This is a genomic window from Empedobacter sp. ULE_I140, assembly GCF_053482575.1.
Window position 1 is genome coordinate 2,000,479 of the sequence record NZ_JBQMTX010000001.1, and the last position, 24,067, is coordinate 2,024,545.

Here is a 24,067-nt window from a genome sequence, read left to right on the forward strand (position 1 = left end):
CATAAATTTGAATTAGAAATATCATTCAATGCCAAATCAATCCAAATCATTAGAAGATGTGCACGAAAGTGTTCAAATCAAAAAAGGAAAGTTTAGAAAAATCCTAAGTTTTTTTGGACCTGCCTACTTAATAAGCGTTGGTTACATGGATCCGGGAAACTGGGCAACCGATTTAGCAGGCGGCAGCCAATTTGGTTATACTTTGATTTGGGTTTTATTGATGAGTAACATAATGGCTTTGTTATTACAAAGTTTATGTACACGTTTGGGAATTGTTCGACGAAAAGATTTGGCGCAATGTAACCGAGAAACTTATCCGAAAGGAATGAATCTCATCTTGTATATTTTAGCCGAAATAGCTATTGCAGCTTGTGATTTAGCAGAAATTTTGGGAATGGCAATTGGTCTAAATTTACTTTTTGGAATAGATTTGATCTATGGTGTTTTAATCAGTTTCTTAGACACTTTTCTCCTACTTTATCTTCAAAAATTAGGCATGCGAAAAATGGAACTTTTCATTGTTGGTTTAATCACGATGATTGGTTTATGTTTTTTAACCGAAATGTTTTTAGCAAAACCAGATTTTGGAGAAGTTGCAAAAGGATTTATTCCATCTATTCCAAATAGCGCTGCATTGTATATCAGCATTGGTATTATCGGCGCAACTGTAATGCCGCATAATCTTTATTTACATTCTGCACTCGTCCAAACGCGGCAAATAAAACGCGATGATTTTTCAATCAAAAAAGCCCTCAAATATAACTTTTGGGATAGCGCAATTGCTCTGAATTTAGCCTTCTTTGTCAATGCTGCAATCTTAATTTTAGCTTCATCCGTATTCCATAAAAACGGCTATCACGATGTTGCAGAACTGAGCGATGCTTATAGATTATTGGGGACAACTTTAGGAACAGATTTGGCTCCAAAATTATTCGCAGTTGCTTTAATTTTAGCTGGACAAAGCTCTACAGTTACAGGAACTTTAGCTGGACAAATTGTGATGGAAGGATATTTACATCTACGTATTAATCCTGTTTTGAGAAGAATTTTGACACGATTATTAGCCGTAGTTCCAGCAGTTGTAGTCATTCTTATTTTTGGAGAAAAAGAAGTCGGTTCTTTACTAATTTTCAGTCAAGTTATCCTAAGTATGCAATTGGCTTTTGCGGTAATTCCGTTGATTCATTTTGTGAGTGATAAAGCGAAAATGGGGAATTTTGCAATCAATACAACAACCAAATTTTTTGCATGGACAATCGCTTTTATTATTTCATTTCTGAATGCGCAATTGGTGTATGAAGAAGTTAATAAATGGATGGCAAATAGTGAATCTTACACTTTAAATATTTTTCTTATAGCGTTAGAAATAGGACTTTTAGTTTTATTATTGCTGACATTTTTTATTCCAATTATGTTGAAGAAAAATGAAGAACATCAAAAGGAAATTCATGAACCATTTGAGAAGTTTACGTTAGAAGAAATTTCGAATCAACATTTCAAAAAGATTGTTGTTGCGTTAGATTTTTCGAAAACGGATAGAAAAGTGATTAATTATGCGACACAATTAGCTACTACAGAATCTACCATTATTTTGGTTCATATTGTCGAAAGTGCTTCTGCAAAATACACGGGAGAGCGTACGAATGATGAAGAATCTCTGTCAGATTTGAAACGTTTAGAACAATATGCAGAGATCATTCGACCTTTGTTTAATGAAACTAAAATCGAATTAGGTTACAATAATCGAATCAATTCAATTGCTGAAATTTGTAAACGAAATCAAGCAGATTTGTTGATTGTTGGTTCGCACGGACACCGAGGTTTTATGGATTTTATTTTTGGAGAAACGATTAATAAATTAAGGCATCGCGTTAATATTCCGGTCTTTATTGCAAAATAATAAAAAGCCATTCAGAATTTTTCTGAATGGCTTTTTGATTAGATTAAAATATAAAAATTATTTGATCGATAATAATTCAATCATTTCTTTATTTTCTTGTAAAATAGCATGATCTAAAGCAGTTTTACCATTATTATCTTTAATGTTTAAATCTGCACCAGCTTCGATTAGTTTTTTGGCAATTTCATTTTGACCAAATGTTACAGCAAAAATCAAAGCAGAAGCTCCATTAAAATTCACTTGATTAACATCAGCCTTATTCGCAATTAGTAAATTTACCATTTCAGGAAATCCTCTAAAGACGGCTCCCATCAACGCATTGTTTCCAGATAAATCTTGCGCATTAGGATTTGCTCCTTTTGATAATAATACTTTCGCAGCGTCTGAACTGTTATTATAAATCGCTAAAATTAAAGGTGTAAATCCACGTTGATTTGCTTCATTTACATGTTTTCCATTCGAAATTAATTCTTCTATTTGCTTCACATTATTTTCTCTCGCCGCACTAAACAAATCTTGTGCATAAATTGAAGAAAAACTGAATAGAAATAAGGCTAAAAATATATGCTTTTTCATGATAATATTGATTTTATGAAAGTCATGGAGCCAAACTCAATCGACTCCAATCCAATAGAAATTATTTTGGTAAATATTGCTTTACATCGCTCATAGAAGTATTTGTAGCCTTCATCAAACGTGTTCCATATTCTGTATTTGCTTGGTAAAAATGTGCAATCATTTTATGAACAATTACTTTATTTTTAACCGAATTTAAAGCTCCAGATAAATTTTTGATTAAGTTATCTTGATCTTTTTTAGAGAATGATTTGTACAAATCTCCAGCTTGTACAAAGTTATTTTCTTTATCAATGACATGCTGAGTTGTTATAGCTCCTGCAGGAAAAACAGATTTTGAATACTTGAATTTTGCATTATCTACAACCTCAGGAAGATTAGTTGAAGGTTGATAATTTACATCACCTTTTTGCTCACGGATCGACATATAACCGTCTTGATTATATGTTTTTACACTATTTTTTGGTGCATTAACAGGAATTTGTTGGAAATTACCCGTTAAACGATGACGTTGTGTATCAGAATAGGAAAACAAACGACCTTGTAACAATTTATCTTCAGAAGCTTCAATTCCTGGAACCAACGTAGCTGGAGCAAATGCTGCTTGCTCAACTTGTTGAAAATAATTCGTTGGATTCTCATTCAATGTCATTGTTCCAACTTTAACTAACTTTACAACAGATTCTGGCCAAATTTTCGTTACATCAACAGGATTGAAATCTAATTTATCAAAATCTTCTCGTTTCAATAATTGAACATATAAATCCCATTTCGGAAAGTTTCCTTTGTCGATTTCATTACGTAAATCTAATGTTGCATGTTCTATTTCAGTCGATTGAATTTTATTCGCTTCTTCTTGTGTTAAATTTTTCGTTTCTTGTTGAGGAACCCATTTGTATTTCACATAAGTTACTTCACCTTTTGCATTTACCCATTTGTAAGCATGTACACCATTTCCTTCCATTTGACGAAAATTTGCAGGAATTCCATAATCTGAAAACAACCACGTTAACATATGCGTAGACTCTGGTAAATTAGAGAAAAAATCAAATACACGATTTGGATCAGATGCGCCATTTGTTACAGGAGATGGCCTGAAAGCATGCACCATATCTGGGAATTTGATCGCATCTCGAATAAAGAAAACAGGTAAATTGTTTCCAACTAAATCGTAATTTCCTAGTTCTGTGTAAAATTTAACAGCAAATCCACGTGGATCACGATAAGTTTCTGGCGAACCTTGTTGATGCGTTACAGTTGAAAAACGTACAAATAATGGTGTTTTTTTACCAGCTGTTGACAAGAAATCAGCCATTGTCACATCAGAAAAATCTTTATCAGCTACAAATTCTCCGAAAGCTCCAGCTCCACGCGCATGAACAACACGTTCTGGAATACGTTCGCGATCAAATGCTGCTAATTTTTCAATTAAATGAATGTCCTCCAACAAAACTTGTCCGTTATTTCCGATTGTTTTAGAATTTTGATTATCTCCAACTGGAGCGCCTGTGTTTGTTGTTAATTGTTGGGCAAATCCAATCGTAGAAAGGAATGCTAAACTTAATACTAAACTTCTTTTGATCATAATTATAGTTTTATTCTTTATTTATCATTTTAAGACAGAGCAAAACTAAATCTGTTATAATTATAAATCAAATCTATAAAATCTATTAGATATAATTAATTTTTATAATAATTATAACCCAATCCTTTACAAGGAAGAAAAAGGTGATATATTATTTCGCAATAAATGAATAAATAAAAATGATGAAGAATTTTAGAAATAAAAAAAAACCACTTATTTAGCGGTTTTGAGAGATATTATTTAATTTTTTCTAAATCGTTGAAAAGACATAGAAGGTTTAATTTTTATCGATTCATTAGCTATTAATACCATTAAATTCAAATGCTGATTGAACATCCATAGTGAATTTCCTTCAACCTCTACTCCTTGTGGAGTTCTGATAAGTTCTAAATTTGTGTACATCATAATCTATAATTTTTTGGTTGACGCTAATATTGTGTTAAAAATAATTTTTAATGTTAATTTCATTTAACACAACTGATAAAATTAAAAGTTTCTAATAAAATTCAGTATTTTGTATTTGTTTTTTAATAAACATAAATTATACCAAAAAATATACAAATGGTTTCCTTCATGTTAAATTTTAAGAAATTTGACTCCAACCAACTTTATCTTTATGATTTTCAATAAAATATTTTTTTGTTGGCTCATAAATCGAAGAAGAAAGTGTCGGATCTTGTGAAAGAATAGCTTCTACACATTTTCTTGCAGCATACAAAACTTCTTTGTCTTTCGCTAAATCAGCAATTTTAAGATTGAGAACTCCACTTTGTTGCGTTCCCATCATATCACCAGGACCACGCAATTCCAAGTCAACTTCTGCTACCTGAAAACCATCATTAGTTTCACACATTGTCTGAATTCTACGTTTCGAAACTTCATTCAATTTCCCTCCCGTCATCAAAATACAATACGATTGTTCCGCTCCACGACCTACGCGGCCACGAAGTTGATGCAATTGAGAAAGTCCAAAACGTTCAGAATTTTCAATAATCATCACCGACGCATTTGGGACATTAACACCTACTTCTATCACAGTTGTCGCCACCAAAATTTGAGTTTCATTATTTTTGAAACGATTCATTTCAAATTCTTTATCCGCAGGTTTTTGACGACCATGCACAATACTTATCGCATATTCTGACAACGGAAAAGCACGAGAAATACTCTCGTAACCATCCATCAAATCTTTCAATTCTAACTTTGCTGATTCTTCAATCAGTGGATAAACCACATAAATTTGACGACCTTTCGCAATCTCATCTTTCATAAATTTGAAAACGCTTAAACGATGCGCATCTGTTTTATGAAGTGTTTTGATAGGTTTTCGTCCTTTTGGCAATTCATCAATCACCGAAACATCCAAATCGCCATACATTGTCATCGAAAGTGTACGTGGAATTGGCGTGGCTGTCATCACTAAAATATGTGGTGGAAGTTTAGCTTTTCTCCAAAATTTAGCACGTTGAGCGACTCCAAAACGATGCTGTTCATCAATAATCGCTAATCCTAAATTCTGAAAAATCACATTATCTTCCAACAAAGCATGCGTCCCGATAATGATTTTAAGTTTTCCATTTTCAAGATTTTCTAAAATTGGTTGACGCTTTTTCTTTGTCACCGAACCCGTTAATAACTCAACCGAAACATCCAAACCATTCAATAATTCTGTAATGCTTTCGTAATGTTGTTGTGCAAGAATTTCGGTTGGCGCAATTAAAGCCGCCTGAAAACCATTGTCGACTCCAATCAACATCGTTAATAATGCAACCATCGTTTTTCCAGAACCAACATCTCCTTGTAACAAACGATTCATTTGTGCAGGTTGGCGAAGATCAAAACGAATTTCTTTAATTACTCTTTTCTGCGCATTTGTCAATTCAAAAGGTAAATATTCATTGTAAAATGTATTGAAATAATGACCAATTTCTGGAAAAGGATTACTTCTATTCTTTTGTTTATTGACTGCTTTTTGAAAGAGATTAGCAAGATTTAGAAAGAAAAATTCTTCAAATTTTAGACGACGAATTGCTGCGTTTAACTCCGTTACATCTTTCGGAAAATGAATTGCTTTTAACGCTTCATTTCTTCCAACTAATTTATAATGATCGAGAACATTTAAAGGTAAATTCTCAGGAATCTCAATATTTTCAGCAAAAAGATTCATCATCATTTTCTGAAGAACACGATTCGTAATCCCTTTTTTTGTCAACTTTCCGGTACTCGGATAAACTGGAAATAATCCAAGCGGAATATTTTTAGCATCTTCAACTAATTCAATTTCAGGATGTGTGATACTGAAATTATTATTGAATACATTCGGTTTTCCGTAAATGACAACTTCTTTGAAAAGATCATTTCTTAATTTCTCCTTTTGCCAAGAAGAAACTTTAAACCAAACCAATTCTAAAGTTCCTGTTCCATCTTGAAATTTTCCAATCAAACGTTTTACTTTTCCTTGGTTAATTTCTTCTAAACTAACAATTTTACCTTTCAATTGTATTTCGGCTGCTGTTGATGAAATTTCAGAAATTTTATAGAATTTCGATTTATCAACATAACGAAAAGGAAAATGCTGTATCAAATCCTCGTATCTAAAAATTCTGAATTCACTTTGCAATGTTTTAGCACGCTCAGGTCCAGCACCTTTTAAATATTCTATTGTTTTTTTTAATGGATTTTGATACATTTTTCTACTTTCGAAAGTCGCAATTTACCAAATTTTAACGACAAGCAATGTCATCATTGTTACAAAATAAGCTCGTAGAATTGCTTTATATTTGTAACAAATTAGAATCAAATGAATTTAACAGAATACATCAACAAAGGTTTATCATACGAAGATTATATCACACGCGTTGAAGATGATTTGGAAAACGAAATCGAAAACGATGATCCGAAAGAGTATGTACAATATTATGCTTTGGGATTGCAACGCATGAACAGAATTTTTAAAACATTCAGTTTAAATCCTGCGCAAGAAACACGCGTTAAATCAACTTCAAATAATTTAAAATTATTAGTAATTACAGAAGGTTGGTGTGGAGATGCATCTCAAATTTTACCTGTTGTGGAGAAATTGGCAAATACGCTTCAAGTTTCGACGCATTATGTTTTACGTGATGAAAACATGGAGTTGATGGAAAAATACAAAACAAATGGTGCAGCTTCTATTCCGATTATTATTGGAGTGAATGAAGAAAATGAAGAAGCTTTCCGTTTTGGTCCTCGTCCACAAGCTGGAATGGAAATGTTAGCGCGTTTCAAAAGTAATCCTGATACGTATTCGGCAGATGATTTTCACGAAGATTTACAAAAATATTACAACAATAATAAAGGTGAAGATATTGTAAATGAAATTTTAGATTTGATTGACGAAAACATCGGTAATTAATCATTTTTTTCAATTTGTTCAACTTGTTATTTGTTTGCATCTTTGTGTAAGATTTTATTGAAAAAGAAAAATGAAAGGAAATAAGCAAATTATTTTTGCCATCGTTGTAGTTGTCGCTTTAGTCGCTATTATGTTTACACCAATCGGTACATTTTTTAAAAGTAAAATGGAAGATAATAGCCACGTTGCTGGTTCTGATATAGAATTAACAGAAAGTGATTATGATATTGATTTAATTGGTCATAACGGTGCTGCGAATACAAACTTGATTGATTTCAAGAAAAGTGGTGAAGTTGTTTTCCTAAATTTTTGGGGAAGCTGGTGTCCTCCTTGTGTAGCAGAAATGCCAACAATTCAGAAATTGTATGAAGCAAAAGGACAAAAAGTAAAATTTGTATTGATTGCAATTCAGGATAAACCAACAGTTTTCAATCCATTTTTGCAAAAAAATAATTATACAATGCCTGTTTATGAGCCAAATAGTCCAATTTCTAATAATATGTTGCCAAAGGTTTTTCCAACAACATATATTTTAAATAAGAAAGGTGAAGTTGTGTTGAAAGAAACAAAAACAAGAGATTGGAACGATAAAGAAATTAATGATTTATTAGATAAATTAATCGCTGAATAATTTCATTCAAAAAAGATAAAAAAACCGTTATTAATCATTTAATAACGGTTTTTTTATATCTGTAAGTTAACTCTCTTTTTAATTTTCTCTCATCAATGCCAATTGCAATAAAGCAGTTGTTGTATTTTGATTACGGGTTGTAGCACTTACATTTAATAATTTTTCGAAAAAATTGTTGGTCAACTTTGTTTTTCCATAACCAAAAGGACAATATAAATAAACGACATCATCAGCAATAAAATATTGTTCATCTTCAGTTTTCGAACTTTCAACTTTTTCAGTATTTATTTCCTCAGGTTTATTGGCTAAAAACGTATAATGCAAAAACTCTTTATCAATACTCAAATCCTTTAAGAAAGGATTATTTTCAATAATGTTTTTTAACTTTTCGATGGTAAGAATCAAAACTGGAACTTCAAAAGATAGACTTTCTACAATTTTATCGTGAATTAAATCTCCAATTTCTTTGATATCAGTCAAATTTGTCGAAAAAACAGCATTTCCACTTTGCACGTAAGTCGTCACATTTTCCAGTCTAAGTTCCTCTAAAAGTTTGGTCAAAACATCCATTTTGATGATTTTTTTACCACTTACATTTATACCTCTCAGGATTGCAATAAAAGTATTCATAAAACTATCTCTATTTACGAGAAACTTTGTTTAAAATTATGAAAATAAATATAATAGAAATTTTAAAACAAATCCCTAATTGTTACAATAATTTTGATAAATTAGCATCATTCTGAATAATAAAAAACTAATAAAACCTATGACTACAAACAGATTAGAGGCTTTTAGCGATGGCGTTCTTGCGATAATTATTACCATTATGGTTTTGGATTTGAAAGTTCCGCTTGGAGATGATATCATGAGTTTGAAACCTTATATCCCAAAATTTCTGAATTATTTGTTCAGTTTTATTTATGTTGGAATTTATTGGAACAATCATCATCATCTTTTTCAGGCAATTGAAAAAGTAAACGGCGGAATTTTATGGAGTAATTTACATCTACTTTTTTGGTTGTCTTTGCTACCTGTTTCGACTGGTTGGATGGGCGAAAATTACGACTCAACTTTTCCTGTTGCTTTTTATGGATTTGTCCTATTTATGAGTAGTGTAGCATTTATGATTATTGAAAAAATTGCTATAAAACAAGAAGGAAAGGAATCTGTTATTGGAAAATCTGTGAGTAGAAGTTTAAAAGAAAAAACCTCTAGTATTGGTTATTTAGTCGGAATCGGAATTTCATTTATAAAACCCGAAATTGGTATTATTATTTATGCTTTAATCGCTTTATTATGGCTGATTCCAGATAGAAGAATTGAAAAATCGATGCGATAATTATTGATAATCCTCTACAGAATCAATTAATTTTTGAAGAAGATTTGATGTAGAATCTTCTTCAAAATTTTTAAAAGATTGTCCTAACCATAAATTTGTAAACGCTGTATTTTTTTTTGATTTAGAAGCGTTTCTCAACGCATTTGTTAATTTATTTTGATAAGGATAAGGTAAAACAAACTCAGAATTTTCAAACAAACGAATAAATTCATTCTCAATTCCTCGTGCATATCTTCCAGAAAAACTTTTTGTCAAGATAATTTCATTTTCTTTCACATTTTTTAATCGCTCTTTTTCGAACGATTTTAAAGCACTTTCATTGGAACACAAAAACAAACTACCAATCTGAAAAGCGTATGCACCCAGCTGTTTAGCCGCCAAAAGTGTTTTCGCATCATAAATTCCACCAGCAAAAATCAACGGCTTTTTCACAACATCTTTTACTTGCGAAAATAATGAAAAGCCACCAATTTGAGGCAAAATATCTGGATTAAATGTTCCACGATGTCCACCAGCTTCAATTCCTTGCACACAAATCACATCAATATTTGATTTTTCCAATTGTATCGCTTCATCCAGCGTTGTACAAGTCCCTATTAATGTTACGTTATGTTCTTTAAGACGATTAATTGAATCTTCATCCAAATTACCAAAAGTGAAACTCAAGATTTTACATTTTTCTTGTAAAATCACATCTATTTGTTCCTTATAACCATTTGGTTTTACAGCTTCAATCTCAGGAAAAACAACTTCAAAGTTTTGTCGATGCGAAAGCTCAATTAACTTATCTTTTGTTGCATTATACCTTTGTTTTAATTCTGGTGTGATTTCAGGAATATCGTTTGCAAAAATATTGACAGCAAAAGGTTTATTCGTTAATTTTTTGGTTTTATAGATTCGCTTCAACGAATTCTCCGCATCCAAATCGGCAATTGGCAAAGAACCTAAACAGTTACAATTACTTGCTGCAGCAACCATTTCTGATGTCGTTACTCCAAACATTGGTGCTTGAATAATCGGATACTTTATACCAAATAATGCTGTTAGTTCATTTTGCCAAATCATCTTTTTTTACTTTAAATTTTCTTTCAATTTAGGCATAAAAGCTTTAATTGCAGGAAGTAAATCCTCAAAAATTGGATTGTTTTTATTCTTCATTACCACTTCCAAAAATAACTTCAAACCTATTGCAAATTCCACTGATTGATTTTCATTTTCGAACGGATTTTTAGATTTTATCATTTCAATAATCTTAAAAATCTCATCATGATTCATAAAATCTAAAACAATTGGAGCTTGTAATGGCGCATCTTTGTCTAATAATTCGGTCTGTTCTAATGTTAATTTGTAGTGATTTCCTTTCTTTGTCATAAATCTAATTTTCCCAAAAGTAACAGATTAGAATTATCAAAAATTAAAATGATTATTCGTTTAATTGATTGATTAAATCAATAATATTTATTCAAAAAAAGAGCCACATTTCTGCAACTCTTCTATTGTTATTTATCAACTCCTTGATTTACTTGCTTATGACGTTCATTCATTGCTTTCATTTCCGCCATAAATTCTTTGTCTGTCACAACTTTTCCCTTTGTTGGCAAAGTAATCACAACATCTTTATCTAAAATTTCGATTTCTTTCATCGTAAAAACAGCCTTGAATTCATCTGTTGACATTTCTGCTTTCACAATCAAACCTGGTAAATTAGCATAACGATAAGGACCATCTCTATAAGGCAAACTCGTTGTATACCATGCAATCACCTCTTTTCCATCCTCGTCTATTCCAATTGCTTTTGTTGCATTGTAACCTGCTATTTCTGTTTTTTCTTTTGTTATTTTCCATTGATAATCAAAGATTTTATCTTTAATCAAAAAGGTTTTCACGCCAAAATCTTTCACATTATAAAATTCATTTTTTTCATAATCTTTATATTGTGGATTTGCTTCTGCAGCAATAATCATCTGCACAATAGAATTGTCATTGGATTGATTATTATCAATTTTAATTTCAGGTTTGAAAGAAGACATTTTACCATTACTCTCCAATACAAATTTCACCGAAATTCCGCGATCTATTTCACTTTTGAAACTCGCTTGATACGCAGCAGGGATACTACTTTTGATCTTATCGAAATCTAAAATAAAATCTGTGTTGTAGATTACTTTTATGTTCTCCTTTTTAGTTTGTGCAAAAGAAATAATAGACGAAATAGTTGTAAAACATACCGAAAATATAAGTTTTTTCATGTTATAATAATTTATGGTTTTGTTATTCTCAAAAGTAAAGAAACAAAGGTAATGAATTTGTTAAATAAGGCACAATAAATCATATCAGATTCATAAAATATAATTTAAAAATTTAACAATTTCCTAAAATTGAGAATCAAATAAATTGAAAGAATAAATATTACTTTTAAAATATATTGACGACCAAAATTTATGAAATTACAAAAAGGAATTACAGGTTTTGACTCCACTCCTAATATACAACAGAAGATTTAGAGAAAATTCTGAAAAGAATTAAATATCCATTTACCAAGACAGAAGTTATTCTGAAAATGAATGATTCTTACCCGTTGTGCATATTAAATAATTTGAGTTTTTAGATTATTAATATTTCGATTAAAGTATGTTTTATTAATGTACTGAACCAAAGTAAGTGCAGTAGTTTTAGCTAAAATTCTGGTTTTAAACCCTTCGAAAGTCTTTGCATAATTACGTCTAATCATAAACTGATCACATAGTTGAGAAAATAACGTTTCAATTCTTTTTCGATACTTTTTGAATGGATAAAACTGAGGTTTATACTCTTTTTGATTGGATCTTTTCGGTGTTTCTAATTGTATATTAACTTTATTAAATAAGTCAATTTGAATTGTTTGTGACAAATATCCTTTGTCTCCAAGTAGCAAACAATCATACATTTGAGTTTTAACATCTTTCAAAAAATGAATATCATGAACAGATGCGGGACTAATATCAATACTCTGGAAAACACCATTTAAAGAACAAATAGCATGAAGTTTATAGCCATAAAAAGACATTTGCTGAGAAGCACAAAAACCTCTGTTTGGTGCACTATACTGATGTTCTTTGCAAATTTTCGAGCGATTAATTCTTGCTATTTTACACACTTCCAACGGCATACTATCAACTATGAAACAAGTTTCAAATTCATTAAATTCTTTCGCTAATTTGAGGCGAATACTATTAATTTGCTCTGATAATCTACGTTTTCTACGATTGTAAATACTACGCTCAATTTTACAACTTAACGCATTAGGAAGATTTCGAAATAAATGATTTTCACTATCAAGACCCATAAATTCAGCGGTTAAGACAAGACTGATGAGTTCTAAATCAAAAAGTTTAGGTCTTCTACGTTGATAAATTAAAAGTGTATCTGTTGATATTTTTCGTAGAACTTCCAATATTCTTTCGTAATTTGCAAGTAAGTTGTTCATTGTAAATGTTTTGTAGTTAAAACAATTTACTGATTTTCAATCAAATGAACAACTTTATTCTTTATTAATCAAAATGCACAACGGGTATTCTATTGTATCGTATTCCAAATAAAAGTAGTGGATAGAATCATTATAAAAAATATTAGTTTTCCCTCTTAAACTGTAATTATCATCAAATAAATCTTGATTGGATTCTATTGCTGAAATTGTATTTTGATAATCAATTTTCTTAGAACAGCTTATTGTTTCTATAATAAATATGCTAATAAGAAGTTTTCTCATTCTGTTTAATATGATATACAATATGTTAAAATACATATTTTTAAACAAAAAAATCCCTCAATTTCTTGAAGGATTTTAAATTTTATTTGATCTAAAAAATTAATTACAACCACTCATCATCATCTTCTGAATCTTCTAATTCAGCATCGATGAATTGAATATAAAATGCAACAATTTCTCCTTTTTCATTGTATCCAAAGTAAGCGGGATAAATTCCTTCACCAAAACCAGCTTGAAAAATTGGCGATTTGAATTCTGTATTTGGAATTGTCCAATTGATCCAATCTCCTTCTTCTGATTGATATTTCGGATTATTTTTAGCGTTTTCTACAAATAATGCATTGAAATAATCATCATATAAATTTACATCACCTTTACTTTCGAATTCATCAATAAACTTTACAAAAGAATCTTTTGCTTCTGCATCAACAATTGTTGCTAAACCACTTTCAATAGAAAAACCAAAATATTCTCCTTCTTGTAATTCGTCAATCAACTCAATTCCTTTCATTGCTTCTTCATAACGAACAGGTTTTTCGTTTGTAAAAGCAACTTTGATACAACCAATCAAATTCTCAACATCACCATCGTCTTCAAATTTTACGATGCTTGCAGTTACAGGAAAATTACCTTTTGGCGTTTCAAGGAAATAAGGATCTTTGTCCATTGATAAATATTCACCCAAAGGATCATTTACAAAGATTTTACCTGATGGTAAAGAAACTTCTCCCATTTCGATTTGGTCGATTTCTACACCTCCAATTTCTTTATCTGTAAAATATTTTTCTAAATCATTAGGAGCTAAAGTGAATTCTCTTTTAGATTCCCAAGTTTTTAACCATTCTGCTGTTGGTTGCATAAATTATTGTTTTTAAGTGGTACAAAATTACATTAAATAATGAGACTAGCTTAACTTTTATATGTTAGTGAAAAATTAAATTATCTTAATTTTTTTCTCAACTCGTTCTTATCAATATCATATTCTAAATGCATGATCGAAATTAAATCATCTTCAGAAAGTAAATTGTTTTTGTAATATTGAATTAAAAATGATTCGATTTTAGAAAATTCATTTAATGATTTTTGTAAAAAATAAGCTTCAACAAATTGATTATCTTTTGTTTTTAATGTAATTAAATTACTAATTCCGTGCGAACCTTCTGGGTTTTCGAACTCACCAAATTCTTTTACAGCTTTTCCTTTGTAATCTTCATTATCAATGACAATAGAAAATAAATCGTTGATTGAAAAAGTTTGATCCTTTACAGAAATTGTATCTTTTGTAAATGTCAATTTTCCATCAAAATTACCTTTCAATTCTGTAGTAGGTCTTTTAAAATAACCATTCCAATAAGCAACAGCAGTAGCTAAAAGCCCAATAAAAATGTAATAATACGTTTGATTTTTAAAAACTTTCAGCTCCAAAAACACAAAACTAATTACAGTAACGGCGAGAAATGATAAGATTACTTTCGCAATTTGTTTATTATTTTTTTTAGGTTTTTCTGGTACAAAAATTTCAAAACTATAACTATCCATGTGCTATTTCTTTACGAACTCTACTTAAACTTTCGGGTGTGATGCCTAAATATGAGGCGATCATCCATTGTGGTATGCGAGAAAGTTGGTTGGGATAAAGACGCATAAATTCTAAATAACGAGTCTTTGCAGATGCACCAAGTAATAAATTAATACGATCTTGTAAACTGCGCACATGATTTTGAATTAATTTATTTTGAGCAGCTAAATAATTTGGATTTAATCGAGTGATTAGATTATTTAATTTTTCATTCAATAAAATAACGGTAGAATCTTCTATTGCTTGAATATAAAACTTTGATTGTTGCTTACAAAAAGCACTATTTCTATCACTTACAATCCAATTTTCTGTTCCGAATTGTAAAACATGTTCTTTTCCGTTTTCATCTATTGTATAAGAACGAATAACACCAGATTCAACAAAAAAATAATCTTCGGAATATTCACCAGGTTCTAAAATAAATTCATTCTTTTTGATGTGTTTTACTACCAAAAATTTTTCAATTTCTACCCATTGTTCTTCTGTGAGATCAATAATATTTGATAAATGTTTTTTATAATTTTCCATATGTATAGGAATGTGCAACAAATTTAAGAGAAATTAATCAATAAAATTGTATCAATATTTGTTACAATTGAAAATTTTGTACTAAATTTGTCCCATCGATTTAGAGAAATGAATAATTTAAGATTTGCAACGGCGATTCATATTTTAGTTTTGACTGAAAAATTTAAAGGACAATTAATTACTTCTGATTTTATTGCTGGAAGTATTAATGTGAACCCTGTTGTGGTTCGTCGTGAAATAAAATTCTTGAAAGAAGCAGGTTTTATCGATTCGAAAAAAGGTAAAGAAGGAGGAATTTATTTAGTTAAAAATTCTGCTGATATTTTGTTAGGTGATGTGTATAAAATTGTCAATCAAGAAAATGTTTTTGGACGAATGAATCATACCAATCCAGAATGTCCAGTTGGTAAACAAATGAATGACAATCTTGAAAGATTATTTGATAATGCTGAATCAGATTTAATTAAATCGTTAAATCATAAAACTTTAAAACAATTTTCTGATGAATTTCAGTAAAATTTTTTATCTTTAAATGTAACAAAATTAATTACAATATAAAATTAAATAAAATGAGAGTAGCAGTAATTGGAGCAACAGGTTTTGTAGGCTCACATATCGTAGAAGAATTGGTAAATAGAAATCAATCTATCAAAGCATTTGCACGAAATACTGACAAGGTTTTAGATAGTAAAAATGTAGCAAAAGTGGCGTTAGATGTAAACGATGTACAGGCTTTGGCGACAGATTTGAAAGGTGCTGATGTAGTTGTAAGTGCATTTAATGCAGGTTGGGCAAATCCAAATATTTATGAGGATTATTTGAAAGGTGCAAAAGCAATTGAAGAAGCAACTAAATTAGCTGGTGTAAAGCGTTTGATTGTTATTGGTGGAGCGGGAAGTTTGTATGTGAATGATCAAAAAGAATTACAAATTGTAGACACACCAGATTTTCCTGAACAAATAAAACAAGGCGCTTTGGCAGCGAGAGATTATTATAATATCTTGAAACAAGATAATGAGTTGGATTGGACAATGTTTTCTCCAGCGCCAGAAATGCATCAAGGAACATCTGGAGAGCGAAAAGGAACATATCGTTTAGGCAATGATGTACCAGTTTTCAATGCAGAAGGGCGTAGTATTTTGTCTGTGGAAGATGTTGCAGTGGTGATTGCAGATGAAATAGAAAATGCAAATCATATAAAAAGCAGATTTACAGCAGCTTATTAAGATATTTGAGTAAATTTACAATAAAATTATTTTTATAGGACAATTTTTTGTTTTTGGTACGGTTTGTGAAAAACAGATAACAAATACAAGAATAATGAAATTGTCAATCGCAATAGGAAGTTTAATCCTAAGTTTAGGATTTGTTCTAATATGCTCTTTTCTAAATCTTGGTGTATTTTTTAATCAACTACTTGGAGTAGTTTTTCTGTTCTGTAGTTTGTTTATGGGGTATTTAGGTTTCGTCAATTTATTTGATTACCTAAATCATTCAAGATTATTAAATAAAGGAGTAAAAGTAAAAGCACATATTATTGAAATAAAAAGAGGTTTATTAGGAGAAAATCATTTGCCAGATTATATAGTTGAAGTCTTTTATAAACATCCTAATAATGAGAAAATTTACTATACAGAGTTTGAATATTTTGGAGATGTTAATGCAAATGAGATTTTAAAAAAAGGAAAAGATGTCGATATCTTAATCGATCCTCAAAATCCAGAAAATATATATTATAAAAATATAATTTAAAAAAGGCTGTCCTAACAAATAGACAGCCTTTATTATTTTTATTAGGATAAAAACTATTGTTTGATATACGTTTTATTTCCGTTATCGTTGATATAGTATTTTCCACCTTTTGGTCCTACATAAACTTTGTGTCCATTGTAAGTCCCTGCAGTAGTTGTTTTAGCTACAGTCGTTTTTGTTTCTTTTTTTGGAGTAGTCGTTTTCTCCACTTTTTTTTCTGAAGCTACTTTTTTGTCATTGACTGTTTTAGCAGTTGCATCAGTTTTCTTAGTTGTAGTTGCTTTTACATCCTTTTTTGTTTCTGTTACTTTTTTATCAGTTGTAGCCTTTGTTTTTGCCATTTCTGTTTTAGCAGTTTTAGTTGGAGTTTTAGTTTGAGCAAATGCTACAGTAGATCCAGTAAATGCAAATAAGCTAAGCGCGATAGCTGTTTTTTTAATTAAATTCATTGTAATTTGGTTTTGAATTGTTATTTATATTCAGTTAAAATTTCTATTCAATATTAAATAAATTATCCACCAAAACAACCAAAATAAACTTAAGATTAGCTTAAGAATAATTATTTCAAATGATCCAATAACATTTCTGCTGTCGCTGGGTTTGTAGCTAATGGGATATTGTGTACATCGCACAGTCTCAGTAACATATTTACATCTGGTTCGTGCGGATGTTTTCCCATCGGATCTCTAAAAAAGAAAACCATATCTGTTTTTCCTTCTACAACTCGAGCGGCAATTTGCGCGTCACCACCAAGAGGACCAGATAGATAGCGCGTTACTTTTAGTCCAGTTTGCTCTGCATACTTTCCTGTAGTCCCTGTAGCAATAAATGTGATATTATTTTTGTTTAAAGCTTCTTTATGTTTCATTAAAAAATTGACCATTTCAGCTTTTTTTCCATCATGAGCGATCAATGCTATTTCCATATATTTTTTCTATTTAATCTAAAATCTTACTTTTGTACAAAGTTAGCAGAACAATCTTAAATAACGAGTTGTTTTAAGAATTATAAATAGTATACGACTATGAAATTTAATTTATTAACAGTAAAAGAAATTGTAAAATTAACGGCTGATGCTGTTCAAATTTCGTTTGATGTTCCTGAGGAATTACACGAAGAATACAATTTTTTACCTGGACAATATATCACTCTTAATATTAATGGAGAACGAAGAGATTATTCTTTGTGTGAATCTCCTAATGATAAAAAATGGAGCATTGGGGTTAAATCTCAACCAAATGGAAAAATTTCTTCTTATTTAGCAAATGAACTAAAAGTTGGTGATCAATTGGAAGTTTCTACACCAAGTGGACGTTTTACAATTCCAACAAAACCAAACGAAAAACGTACGTTATTAGCTTTTACGGCGGGTAGTGGAATCACGCCAATTATGAGTATGTTAGAGTTTACTTTGCAGACTGAAGAATGGGTAAATTTTCATATTTTTTATGTAAATAGAGATGAAAACTCAATCATGTTCAAAGAGCGTTTGACAGAATTGAAACAAAAATATCCAAACAATGTTTTTATTCATCATTTCTATACGCGTCAAGATCAAGAGAATTTTATTTACAACGGACGAATTGATGAGAAGAAGTTTGATTTAATTTTGAATCAAATTATTGATATCAATGAAGTCGATGAAGCAATGGTTTGTGGACCAGAAGAAATGATTTTGACTTTAGCGAAGAAAATCAATGAAGCGGGAATTATCGAGAAACATATTCATTTCGAAATGTTTAATCCTTCAGTGAAAACAGAAGATATTTTTACAAAACATGACGAAGGACCTCAAACGGTTCAAGTTACTGTAACGCTTGATGGAGAAACTTCTGAAGTGACGTGGGATAGAGGAAAAAATTTGATTGATACGATGTTAGATGCTGGTATTGACGCACCATATTCATGTAAAGGTGGTGTTTGTTCGTCTTGTATGTGTAAGATAACAGAAGGCGAGGTGCATATTGGAGACAACTATGTATTAACAGATTCTGACTATGAAGAAGGAATGACGTTAGCGTGTATTTCTCGTCCAAAAACAGCTACTTTAGCAATTGATTTTGACGAAGTTTAAGAACAAAAAATATCTAATAAAAAAAGACGGAAATTATAAATTTTCGTCTTTTTATTTTATGATAATTTAATTTTCTTCATCAAACATTTCTTTGAATGAGACAAATTCTCTTCCAGGAAGAATCAAATTTAAAGCAACTCCAATTATAGAAGCTAAAGCCATTCCTTCTAAAGAAAATAAATCTCCAATGTGGATTGCTGCACCACCGATTCCAATGATAAGAATAACAGAGGAAATAATAAGGTTTCGTTTAATCTTGAAATCAACTTTATTCTCGATTAGCATTCTTAATCCGCTCGAAGCAATAATTCCGAATAATAAAATAGAAACGCCGCCCATAACAGGTGTTGGAATTGTACTTAATAATGCTGAAACTTTACCACAAAATCCAAATAAAATAGCAAAACATGCTGCTCCAATAAATACATAAATGCTAAAAGCTTTTGTAATGGCTAAAACACCAATATTCTCGCCATACGTTGTGTTTGGAGGTCCACCTAAACAAGCTGCAATCATTGTTGCAATACCATCTCCTAACATCGATTTATCAAGACCTGGATCTTCGATTAAGTCTTTGTTCACGACTTTACTCAAAACTAATTGATGTCCGATATGTTCTGCGATTGGTACAATTGCGACCGGAATCATTAAGAAAATAACATACCAAGACAAAGTTGGTGTGTAATCTACAAAAGGAATGGTAAAATCTGGAATCATAAACCATTTAGCTTCTATAACAGGATTTAGGTCGACAACTCCCATCGTAATTGCAAAAAGATATCCACCAATAATTCCGACCAAAACTGGAATTACACTCAAAAAACCTTTACTGAAAATTGCTGTAATTATCGTGATAATTAAGGTAACAAAACCAATTATAACATAGGTTAAATCATATTCACCAGAAGGATTATTTGTCACCATTTTGATTGCTGTAGAAGCTAATCCCAGACCAATTACCATAATTACTGGACCAACAACAATAGGGGGTAAAAGTCTCATTAACCATTTTGTTCCTGCCGTTGCTATAAATAGTGCGACCAATGAATAAGTAACTCCTACCAAAAAACTACCAACCAAGAAACTTCCTGTCGCAATTCCACTTTCTGGGTTTGTTTCTAAAGCTTTCATTGCGATAATTGGATTGATAAAAGCAAATGAAGATCCCAAATATGAAGGGACTTTTCCTCGTGTAATTAAGATGAAAACTAAAGTTCCGATTCCACTCGAAATTAATGCAATTGCTGGAGACATTCCTGTCAAAGCAGGAACTAAAACTGTTGCACCAAACATTGCAAAAAGATGCTGTATACTTAATAATATACCTTGTCCTAACTTCGGTTTTTCGTCGATCGCTAAGATAATATTTTGGTCATTTTGTTGACTCATTTGTAAAAGAAATTGAAATTGTTTTGTTTGAATGCAAAAGTAGCTCAAAACGATTAATAAGTATAGAAATCATATAACTATTTAGCGAAATCTTGTAAATGGTTTTGGAACAATTCTATCGAAATTTGTAAGACAAAAATCAAAGAGTTATGGAAACAAAAGAATTAAAATTCAAAACAAATATAAATTGTAGTGGTTGCGTGAGCAAAGTGAAACCTTTTTTAGATAAGTTAGATGGTTTAGAAGCTTGGGAAGTTGATACTGATAATCCAGACAAAGTTTTGTCTGTAAAAATTAATCAAGCAACAGACGAAGAAATTATTGATACAATTGAGGAAGTTGGTTTTTCAGCTGAATTAATTGAGGAATAGATATTTTTTTAGGTAGAATGACTTATTTTTTGTGATAGTTTAAGTCAATATAATCTCAAGTTAATCTTGTGTTGACTTGAGATTTTTTATTTTTTCGAAATTGTAGAAAGAAAAGTACGCCCATAGCAAGTTGAAGAATAAATAATAAAATAATCCAAGTATTCATTTTTGCTGCAAAATCAGATAATTGATTGTACATTACATCATATTTATCTACCGAAGTTTCAGCTATATTTTTCACAAACTGTATATCGTTCGATTTTTCAATGAGCATAATTTGTTCACCTTTATAACCTTCATTTTTATTCGGAACAACTTCAATTTGATTAGCGCTTACAAAAAACAGAAAAATACTAATGATTGTAGATAAAAATAATAGAAAATAATTGATGTATTTCATGAGTTAGATTATGTTTTGCAAAGATACACTAACTTTTATTAGCTTGTTGTATATGCGCCAAATGATGATTGCAATTCCAAGCATAAATCGCAAGATTTGTTTACTGATGACGAAATTTTTTGTCCCAATCACTTTCAACAAAAGAATTTAACAAAGTAACCCAACGTTGATGCAGCCTTCAGAACGATATTATTGTTCGAATTTAGGTTCTGAAAGAGAGGTGATTTCATTCTGAATTTTTTGTGGAAACTCACGAATTGTTAAAATTCATCATTCAATAGATTCTTTGTTAAATGATGTTGAAATTTCAAATTTTCTAGTGTTTTCATATTGTTCTTAAGTTTAAGAAATTTTTACAACTTTACTGATAAAAATTATTCTATTTTGTTAAAACAAGTCACTAACTTTGCAACTTCAAAAAATAATTGTGCAAACCAAACGCATCATAAAATTTGTCACGATACTGATTATTTTTATAATTCAGTTTCTGTTTTTATTTTCGATAATGAACGAAAGAATAGAACATTATCTTGTTCCTTACATTATTGCTGCAATTTGTTTACTTTTGATTGTGGTTTACCGCAAGTTTCCACTGCATCATCACGAATATTCTTTTGATCGTAAAACTTTGGTTTTATGGATTCCTATTGCAGCAATAATTACATATTTGATCAATAATAAATTAGGTTTAGGCGGTGTTTTTTCTGCAGGAATTATAGGAACTTTAGGTTCTTTTTTAACGAAGTTTAATTCTCGTTCAGAATATCTAAAACAAATTGCAGGACCAATTTATTGTGGTGCTTTCATTGGGATGACTTCGCTTGATTTTCAGTATGTTTATTGGATGATTATTTCGGCTGGAGTTTTTACTGCCTTGTTATTTTTTGCTACAAAATCTTTATTTGTTGGTGTGGGTGGAAAGCTAGGAACATTAGCATTTATAGGCGTTTTGTTGAGTATGTTGTTGTTTAAATTAATTATTGGCTAATGATTATTGAATTTTTAATATTAATGATGTTTTCAATAATTGCTTCATTAACAACATATGAATTAAACATTCGTTTCAAACAAGGTCCAGTTCGTGCCTCTGCAATGATTGCAATGATTGTCGGTGGATTTTTCTATTTTTTTCCAACAATTTTACCAGAGTTTTATACCAAAAATATTCCGTTGTATGTAATTGGCGGAACTTTCATTGGAATGGTATCATCAACCATAAATATTAGTTATTTTTCGTTAGTTTTTTCTCCAATTTTATTTGCAGTTTTATTGCATTATACGAGCAAAATTTTCAATGGTTATGGAGGGGCATTAGGTACAACTGCTTGTATTTCGTTGATGTGCACAATGGCATTTCCTATTATCACAAAAAATAAAAAGGTAACATATGGTTATCGTCTAATTCGAATTATTTTTAAGAAAAGAAAACGTAAGAAAATTATTAAACGAAAAGTTTAATCAAAACAATTGAAAACAATCTCTCCCAGTATTTTACTTTTCCAATAATTGATCTGTTTAATTTCTGATTCACCTAATAATTCTAAATCAGAAATGTTTACTTTTTTATTTAATTCTTTTGGATTTAGAAGGATCAAACTTGAATTTACTTCGGCTTTTAATTGTGAAATTAATTCAATAGGAAAGTCAATAAATTTCAAATCAAAGCATCTATTTTTTTCTACACAAGCAAATATTAAATAAGTTGAATTTACTATCAAATAAAAATTTTGTTTTGTCTTTTGATAATTAATTTTAATTTGATAAAAGTTAGAAGAATCAACCCGTTGTGCATTTTGATTAATAAAGAATAAAGTTGTTCATTTGATTGAAAATCAGTAAATTGTTTTAACTACAAAACATTTACAATGAACAACTTACTTGCAAATTACGAAAGAATATTGGAAGTTCTACGAAAAATATCAACAGATACACTTTTAATTTATCAACGTAGAAGACCTAAACTTTTTGATTTAGAACTCATCAGTCTTGTCTTAACCGCTGAATTTATGGGTATTGATAGTGAAAATCATTTATTTCGAAATCTTCCTAATGCGTTAAGTTGTAAAATTGAGCGTAGTATTTACAATCGTAGAAAACGTAGATTATCAAAGCAAATTAATAGTATTCGTCTCAAATTAGCGAAAGAATTTAATGAATTTGAAAATTGTTTCATAGTTGATAGTATGCCATTGGAAGTGTGTAAAATAGCAAGAATTAATCGCTCGAAAATTTGCAAAGAACATCAGTGTAGTGCACCAAATAGAGGTTTTTGTGCTTCTCAGCAAATGTCTTTTTATGGCTATAAACTTCATGCTATTTGTTCTTTAAATGGTGTTTTCCAGAGTATTGATTCAGTCCCGCATCTGTTCATGACATTCATTTTTTGAAAGATGTTAAAACTCAAATGTATGATTGTGTGCTACTTGGAGACAAAGGATATTTGTCGCAAACAATTCAAATTGACTTATTTAATAAAGTTAATATTCGATTAGAAACACCGAAAAGATCCAATCAAAAAGAGTATAAACCTCAGTTTTATCCATTCAAAAAGTATCGAAAAAGAATTGAAACGTTATTTTCTCAACTATGTGATCAGTTTATGATTAGACGAAATTATGCAAAGACTTTTGAAGGATTTAAAACCAGAATTCTAGCTAAAATTACTGCACTTACTGTGGTTCAGTACATTAATAAAACATACTTTAATCGAAATATTAATAATCTAAAAACTCAAATTATTTAATATGCACAACGGGTTAACTATAATAAATTATTTTACACTAAAAGTCCAGAGAGTA

28 protein-coding genes and 1 pseudogene are annotated in these 24,067 nt (G+C 30.3%); 12 read left to right on the forward strand and 17 right to left on the reverse strand.

Annotated elements, in window-relative coordinates:
• The first annotated feature begins 28 nt into the window (after positions 1–28).
• Positions 29–1,900: an Nramp family divalent metal transporter gene (locus ACTS9J_RS09505; RefSeq protein ID WP_038335783.1), complete on the forward strand. Its 1,872-nt coding sequence runs from the start codon at positions 29–31 to the stop codon at positions 1,898–1,900.
• 57 nt (positions 1,901–1,957) lie between these two features.
• Here ACTS9J_RS09505 and ACTS9J_RS09510 read toward each other — a convergent pair whose 3' ends face one another.
• From ACTS9J_RS09510 to recG, 4 genes are all read right to left on the reverse strand, one after another.
• Positions 1,958–2,476 carry an ankyrin repeat domain-containing protein gene (locus tag ACTS9J_RS09510; RefSeq protein ID WP_448353160.1) on the reverse strand — a complete coding sequence of 173 codons (519 nt, stop codon included), beginning with the start codon at positions 2,474–2,476 and terminating at the stop codon, positions 1,958–1,960.
• A 61-nt stretch (positions 2,477–2,537) separates the two neighbouring features.
• Complete coding sequence (locus tag ACTS9J_RS09515; protein ID WP_180906765.1) at positions 2,538–4,061, reverse strand: catalase; 1,524 nt, start codon at positions 4,059–4,061, stop codon at positions 2,538–2,540.
• Between the two features lie 240 nt (positions 4,062–4,301).
• Positions 4,302–4,466 carry a hypothetical protein gene (locus ACTS9J_RS09520; protein ID WP_181816300.1) on the reverse strand — a complete coding sequence of 55 codons (165 nt, stop codon included), beginning with the start codon at positions 4,464–4,466 and terminating at the stop codon, positions 4,302–4,304.
• 178 nt (positions 4,467–4,644) lie between these two features.
• Positions 4,645–6,750 carry an ATP-dependent DNA helicase RecG gene (recG, locus tag ACTS9J_RS09525; RefSeq protein ID WP_448353161.1) on the reverse strand — a complete coding sequence of 702 codons (2,106 nt, stop codon included), beginning with the start codon at positions 6,748–6,750 and terminating at the stop codon, positions 4,645–4,647.
• A 111-nt stretch (positions 6,751–6,861) separates the two neighbouring features.
• Here recG and ACTS9J_RS09530 point away from each other — a divergent pair, with 111 nt between their 5' ends.
• On the forward strand, positions 6,862–7,455 hold the full coding sequence (locus ACTS9J_RS09530) for a thioredoxin family protein (RefSeq protein WP_448353162.1): 594 nt from the start codon (positions 6,862–6,864) through the stop codon (positions 7,453–7,455).
• Between the two features lie 70 nt (positions 7,456–7,525).
• Entirely contained in the window at positions 7,526–8,086 is a 561-nt protein-coding gene (locus tag ACTS9J_RS09535) for a TlpA family protein disulfide reductase (protein WP_115000255.1), read from the forward strand.
• Between the two features lie 78 nt (positions 8,087–8,164).
• On the opposite strand, the gene ACTS9J_RS09540 is transcribed toward ACTS9J_RS09535, so the two are convergent.
• Complete coding sequence (locus ACTS9J_RS09540) at positions 8,165–8,716, reverse strand: DUF1697 domain-containing protein (protein WP_448353163.1); 552 nt, start codon at positions 8,714–8,716, stop codon at positions 8,165–8,167.
• Positions 8,717–8,855: 139 nt separating this feature from the next.
• On the opposite strand from ACTS9J_RS09540, the gene ACTS9J_RS09545 reads away from it, so the two are divergent.
• The gene (locus ACTS9J_RS09545; protein ID WP_038335776.1) at positions 8,856–9,428 is read left to right on the forward strand and encodes a TMEM175 family protein; all 573 of its coding nucleotides are present in this window, start codon (positions 8,856–8,858) and stop codon (positions 9,426–9,428) included.
• On the opposite strand, the gene ACTS9J_RS09550 is transcribed toward ACTS9J_RS09545, so the two are convergent.
• The 7 genes from ACTS9J_RS09550 to ACTS9J_RS09580 all read right to left on the reverse strand — a co-directional run bounded on the left by ACTS9J_RS09550 (position 9,429) and on the right by ACTS9J_RS09580 (position 15,283).
• Positions 9,429–10,493 carry an NAD(P)H-dependent flavin oxidoreductase gene (locus tag ACTS9J_RS09550; protein ID WP_448353164.1) on the reverse strand — a complete coding sequence of 355 codons (1,065 nt, stop codon included), beginning with the start codon at positions 10,491–10,493 and terminating at the stop codon, positions 9,429–9,431.
• Between the two features lie 6 nt (positions 10,494–10,499).
• Positions 10,500–10,799, reverse strand: a complete 300-nt coding sequence (locus ACTS9J_RS09555; protein WP_115000261.1) for a DUF3861 domain-containing protein — start codon at positions 10,797–10,799, stop codon at positions 10,500–10,502.
• A gap of 128 nt (positions 10,800–10,927) precedes the next feature.
• Positions 10,928–11,677, reverse strand: a complete 750-nt coding sequence (locus ACTS9J_RS09560) for a GLPGLI family protein (protein WP_448353165.1) — start codon at positions 11,675–11,677, stop codon at positions 10,928–10,930.
• 338 nt (positions 11,678–12,015) lie between these two features.
• Positions 12,016–12,894, reverse strand: coding sequence for an IS982 family transposase (locus ACTS9J_RS09565; protein ID WP_448353166.1), 879 nt, complete (start codon positions 12,892–12,894; stop codon positions 12,016–12,018).
• Between the two features lie 385 nt (positions 12,895–13,279).
• Positions 13,280–14,035 carry a DUF4241 domain-containing protein gene (locus ACTS9J_RS09570; RefSeq protein WP_038335748.1) on the reverse strand — a complete coding sequence of 252 codons (756 nt, stop codon included), beginning with the start codon at positions 14,033–14,035 and terminating at the stop codon, positions 13,280–13,282.
• Positions 14,036–14,115: 80 nt separating this feature from the next.
• Positions 14,116–14,715, reverse strand: a complete 600-nt coding sequence (locus tag ACTS9J_RS09575; protein ID WP_219035245.1) for a hypothetical protein — start codon at positions 14,713–14,715, stop codon at positions 14,116–14,118.
• Positions 14,708–15,283: a Crp/Fnr family transcriptional regulator gene (locus ACTS9J_RS09580; protein ID WP_125349347.1), complete on the reverse strand. Its 576-nt coding sequence runs from the start codon at positions 15,281–15,283 to the stop codon at positions 14,708–14,710. The genes ACTS9J_RS09575 and ACTS9J_RS09580 overlap by 8 nt, the downstream gene beginning before the upstream one ends.
• A gap of 108 nt (positions 15,284–15,391) precedes the next feature.
• Here ACTS9J_RS09580 and ACTS9J_RS09585 point away from each other — a divergent pair, with 108 nt between their 5' ends.
• The 3 genes from ACTS9J_RS09585 to ACTS9J_RS09595 all read left to right on the forward strand — a co-directional run bounded on the left by ACTS9J_RS09585 (position 15,392) and on the right by ACTS9J_RS09595 (position 17,035).
• On the forward strand, positions 15,392–15,799 hold the full coding sequence (locus ACTS9J_RS09585) for an RrF2 family transcriptional regulator (protein ID WP_221854439.1): 408 nt from the start codon (positions 15,392–15,394) through the stop codon (positions 15,797–15,799).
• Between the two features lie 53 nt (positions 15,800–15,852).
• A complete protein-coding gene (locus ACTS9J_RS09590; protein WP_125349349.1) occupies positions 15,853–16,509 on the forward strand; it encodes an NAD(P)-dependent oxidoreductase in 657 nt (218 codons plus the stop codon).
• Positions 16,510–16,603: 94 nt separating this feature from the next.
• The gene (locus ACTS9J_RS09595; RefSeq protein WP_125349350.1) at positions 16,604–17,035 is read left to right on the forward strand and encodes a hypothetical protein; all 432 of its coding nucleotides are present in this window, start codon (positions 16,604–16,606) and stop codon (positions 17,033–17,035) included.
• A gap of 53 nt (positions 17,036–17,088) precedes the next feature.
• Here ACTS9J_RS09595 and ACTS9J_RS09600 read toward each other — a convergent pair whose 3' ends face one another.
• Positions 17,089–17,484, reverse strand: a complete 396-nt coding sequence (locus tag ACTS9J_RS09600) for a hypothetical protein (RefSeq protein WP_125349351.1) — start codon at positions 17,482–17,484, stop codon at positions 17,089–17,091.
• 110 nt (positions 17,485–17,594) lie between these two features.
• The gene (locus ACTS9J_RS09605; RefSeq protein WP_019973715.1) at positions 17,595–17,960 is read right to left on the reverse strand and encodes a methylglyoxal synthase; all 366 of its coding nucleotides are present in this window, start codon (positions 17,958–17,960) and stop codon (positions 17,595–17,597) included.
• A gap of 99 nt (positions 17,961–18,059) precedes the next feature.
• Between ACTS9J_RS09605 and ACTS9J_RS09610 the strand changes: the two genes are divergently transcribed.
• Entirely contained in the window at positions 18,060–19,109 is a 1,050-nt protein-coding gene (locus tag ACTS9J_RS09610; protein ID WP_125349352.1) for a 2Fe-2S iron-sulfur cluster-binding protein, read from the forward strand.
• Positions 19,110–19,175: 66 nt separating this feature from the next.
• On the opposite strand, the gene ACTS9J_RS09615 is transcribed toward ACTS9J_RS09610, so the two are convergent.
• Positions 19,176–20,498, reverse strand: coding sequence for a solute carrier family 23 protein (locus ACTS9J_RS09615; RefSeq protein ID WP_221854442.1), 1,323 nt, complete (start codon positions 20,496–20,498; stop codon positions 19,176–19,178).
• A 149-nt stretch (positions 20,499–20,647) separates the two neighbouring features.
• Between ACTS9J_RS09615 and ACTS9J_RS09620 the strand changes: the two genes are divergently transcribed.
• Complete coding sequence (locus tag ACTS9J_RS09620; RefSeq protein ID WP_038335762.1) at positions 20,648–20,869, forward strand: heavy-metal-associated domain-containing protein; 222 nt, start codon at positions 20,648–20,650, stop codon at positions 20,867–20,869.
• A 55-nt stretch (positions 20,870–20,924) separates the two neighbouring features.
• Here ACTS9J_RS09620 and ACTS9J_RS09625 read toward each other — a convergent pair whose 3' ends face one another.
• Positions 20,925–21,269 carry a hypothetical protein gene (locus ACTS9J_RS09625; RefSeq protein ID WP_221854443.1) on the reverse strand — a complete coding sequence of 115 codons (345 nt, stop codon included), beginning with the start codon at positions 21,267–21,269 and terminating at the stop codon, positions 20,925–20,927.
• Between the two features lie 505 nt (positions 21,270–21,774).
• Between ACTS9J_RS09625 and ACTS9J_RS09630 the strand changes: the two genes are divergently transcribed.
• Positions 21,775–22,257, forward strand: a complete 483-nt coding sequence (locus tag ACTS9J_RS09630) for a hypothetical protein (protein WP_115000270.1) — start codon at positions 21,775–21,777, stop codon at positions 22,255–22,257.
• A 23-nt stretch (positions 22,258–22,280) separates the two neighbouring features.
• The gene (locus ACTS9J_RS09635; RefSeq protein ID WP_147279982.1) at positions 22,281–22,727 is read left to right on the forward strand and encodes a hypothetical protein; all 447 of its coding nucleotides are present in this window, start codon (positions 22,281–22,283) and stop codon (positions 22,725–22,727) included.
• Here ACTS9J_RS09635 and ACTS9J_RS09640 read toward each other — a convergent pair.
• A complete protein-coding gene (locus ACTS9J_RS09640) occupies positions 22,724–22,927 on the reverse strand; it encodes a hypothetical protein (protein ID WP_286496431.1) in 204 nt (67 codons plus the stop codon). The two genes, ACTS9J_RS09635 and ACTS9J_RS09640, sit on opposite strands and share 4 nt — an antisense overlap.
• Positions 22,928–23,134: 207 nt before the next feature.
• Here ACTS9J_RS09640 and ACTS9J_RS09645 point away from each other — a divergent pair.
• Positions 23,135–24,012: pseudogene (locus tag ACTS9J_RS09645) on the forward strand (IS982 family transposase).
• Positions 24,013–24,067: the final 55 nt, after the last annotated feature.

Bases quoted from the DNA above. Each gene is read 5' to 3' on its own strand.
- ACTS9J_RS09505 (WP_038335783.1), top strand. From the start codon at position 29: ATGCCAAATCAATCCAAATCATTAGAAGATGTGCACGAAAGTGTTCAA.
- ACTS9J_RS09510 (WP_448353160.1), bottom strand. From the start codon at position 2,476: ATGAAAAAGCATATATTTTTAGCCTTATTTCTATTCAGTTTTTCTTCA.
- ACTS9J_RS09515 (WP_180906765.1), bottom strand. From the start codon at position 4,061: ATGATCAAAAGAAGTTTAGTATTAAGTTTAGCATTCCTTTCTACGATT.
- ACTS9J_RS09520 (WP_181816300.1), bottom strand. From the start codon at position 4,466: ATGATGTACACAAATTTAGAACTTATCAGAACTCCACAAGGAGTAGAG.
- recG (WP_448353161.1), bottom strand. From the start codon at position 6,750: ATGTATCAAAATCCATTAAAAAAAACAATAGAATATTTAAAAGGTGCT.
- ACTS9J_RS09530 (WP_448353162.1), top strand. From the start codon at position 6,862: ATGAATTTAACAGAATACATCAACAAAGGTTTATCATACGAAGATTAT.
- ACTS9J_RS09535 (WP_115000255.1), top strand. From the start codon at position 7,526: ATGAAAGGAAATAAGCAAATTATTTTTGCCATCGTTGTAGTTGTCGCT.
- ACTS9J_RS09540 (WP_448353163.1), bottom strand. From the start codon at position 8,716: ATGAATACTTTTATTGCAATCCTGAGAGGTATAAATGTAAGTGGTAAA.
- ACTS9J_RS09545 (WP_038335776.1), top strand. From the start codon at position 8,856: ATGACTACAAACAGATTAGAGGCTTTTAGCGATGGCGTTCTTGCGATA.
- ACTS9J_RS09550 (WP_448353164.1), bottom strand. From the start codon at position 10,493: ATGATTTGGCAAAATGAACTAACAGCATTATTTGGTATAAAGTATCCG.
- ACTS9J_RS09555 (WP_115000261.1), bottom strand. From the start codon at position 10,799: ATGACAAAGAAAGGAAATCACTACAAATTAACATTAGAACAGACCGAA.
- ACTS9J_RS09560 (WP_448353165.1), bottom strand. From the start codon at position 11,677: ATGAAAAAACTTATATTTTCGGTATGTTTTACAACTATTTCGTCTATT.
- ACTS9J_RS09565 (WP_448353166.1), bottom strand. From the start codon at position 12,894: ATGAACAACTTACTTGCAAATTACGAAAGAATATTGGAAGTTCTACGA.
- ACTS9J_RS09570 (WP_038335748.1), bottom strand. From the start codon at position 14,035: ATGCAACCAACAGCAGAATGGTTAAAAACTTGGGAATCTAAAAGAGAA.
- ACTS9J_RS09575 (WP_219035245.1), bottom strand. From the start codon at position 14,715: ATGGATAGTTATAGTTTTGAAATTTTTGTACCAGAAAAACCTAAAAAA.
- ACTS9J_RS09580 (WP_125349347.1), bottom strand. From the start codon at position 15,283: ATGGAAAATTATAAAAAACATTTATCAAATATTATTGATCTCACAGAA.
- ACTS9J_RS09585 (WP_221854439.1), top strand. From the start codon at position 15,392: ATGAATAATTTAAGATTTGCAACGGCGATTCATATTTTAGTTTTGACT.
- ACTS9J_RS09590 (WP_125349349.1), top strand. From the start codon at position 15,853: ATGAGAGTAGCAGTAATTGGAGCAACAGGTTTTGTAGGCTCACATATC.
- ACTS9J_RS09595 (WP_125349350.1), top strand. From the start codon at position 16,604: ATGAAATTGTCAATCGCAATAGGAAGTTTAATCCTAAGTTTAGGATTT.
- ACTS9J_RS09600 (WP_125349351.1), bottom strand. From the start codon at position 17,484: ATGAATTTAATTAAAAAAACAGCTATCGCGCTTAGCTTATTTGCATTT.
- ACTS9J_RS09605 (WP_019973715.1), bottom strand. From the start codon at position 17,960: ATGGAAATAGCATTGATCGCTCATGATGGAAAAAAAGCTGAAATGGTC.
- ACTS9J_RS09610 (WP_125349352.1), top strand. From the start codon at position 18,060: ATGAAATTTAATTTATTAACAGTAAAAGAAATTGTAAAATTAACGGCT.
- ACTS9J_RS09615 (WP_221854442.1), bottom strand. From the start codon at position 20,498: ATGAGTCAACAAAATGACCAAAATATTATCTTAGCGATCGACGAAAAA.
- ACTS9J_RS09620 (WP_038335762.1), top strand. From the start codon at position 20,648: ATGGAAACAAAAGAATTAAAATTCAAAACAAATATAAATTGTAGTGGT.
- ACTS9J_RS09625 (WP_221854443.1), bottom strand. From the start codon at position 21,269: ATGAAATACATCAATTATTTTCTATTATTTTTATCTACAATCATTAGT.
- ACTS9J_RS09630 (WP_115000270.1), top strand. From the start codon at position 21,775: ATGAACGAAAGAATAGAACATTATCTTGTTCCTTACATTATTGCTGCA.
- ACTS9J_RS09635 (WP_147279982.1), top strand. From the start codon at position 22,281: ATGATGTTTTCAATAATTGCTTCATTAACAACATATGAATTAAACATT.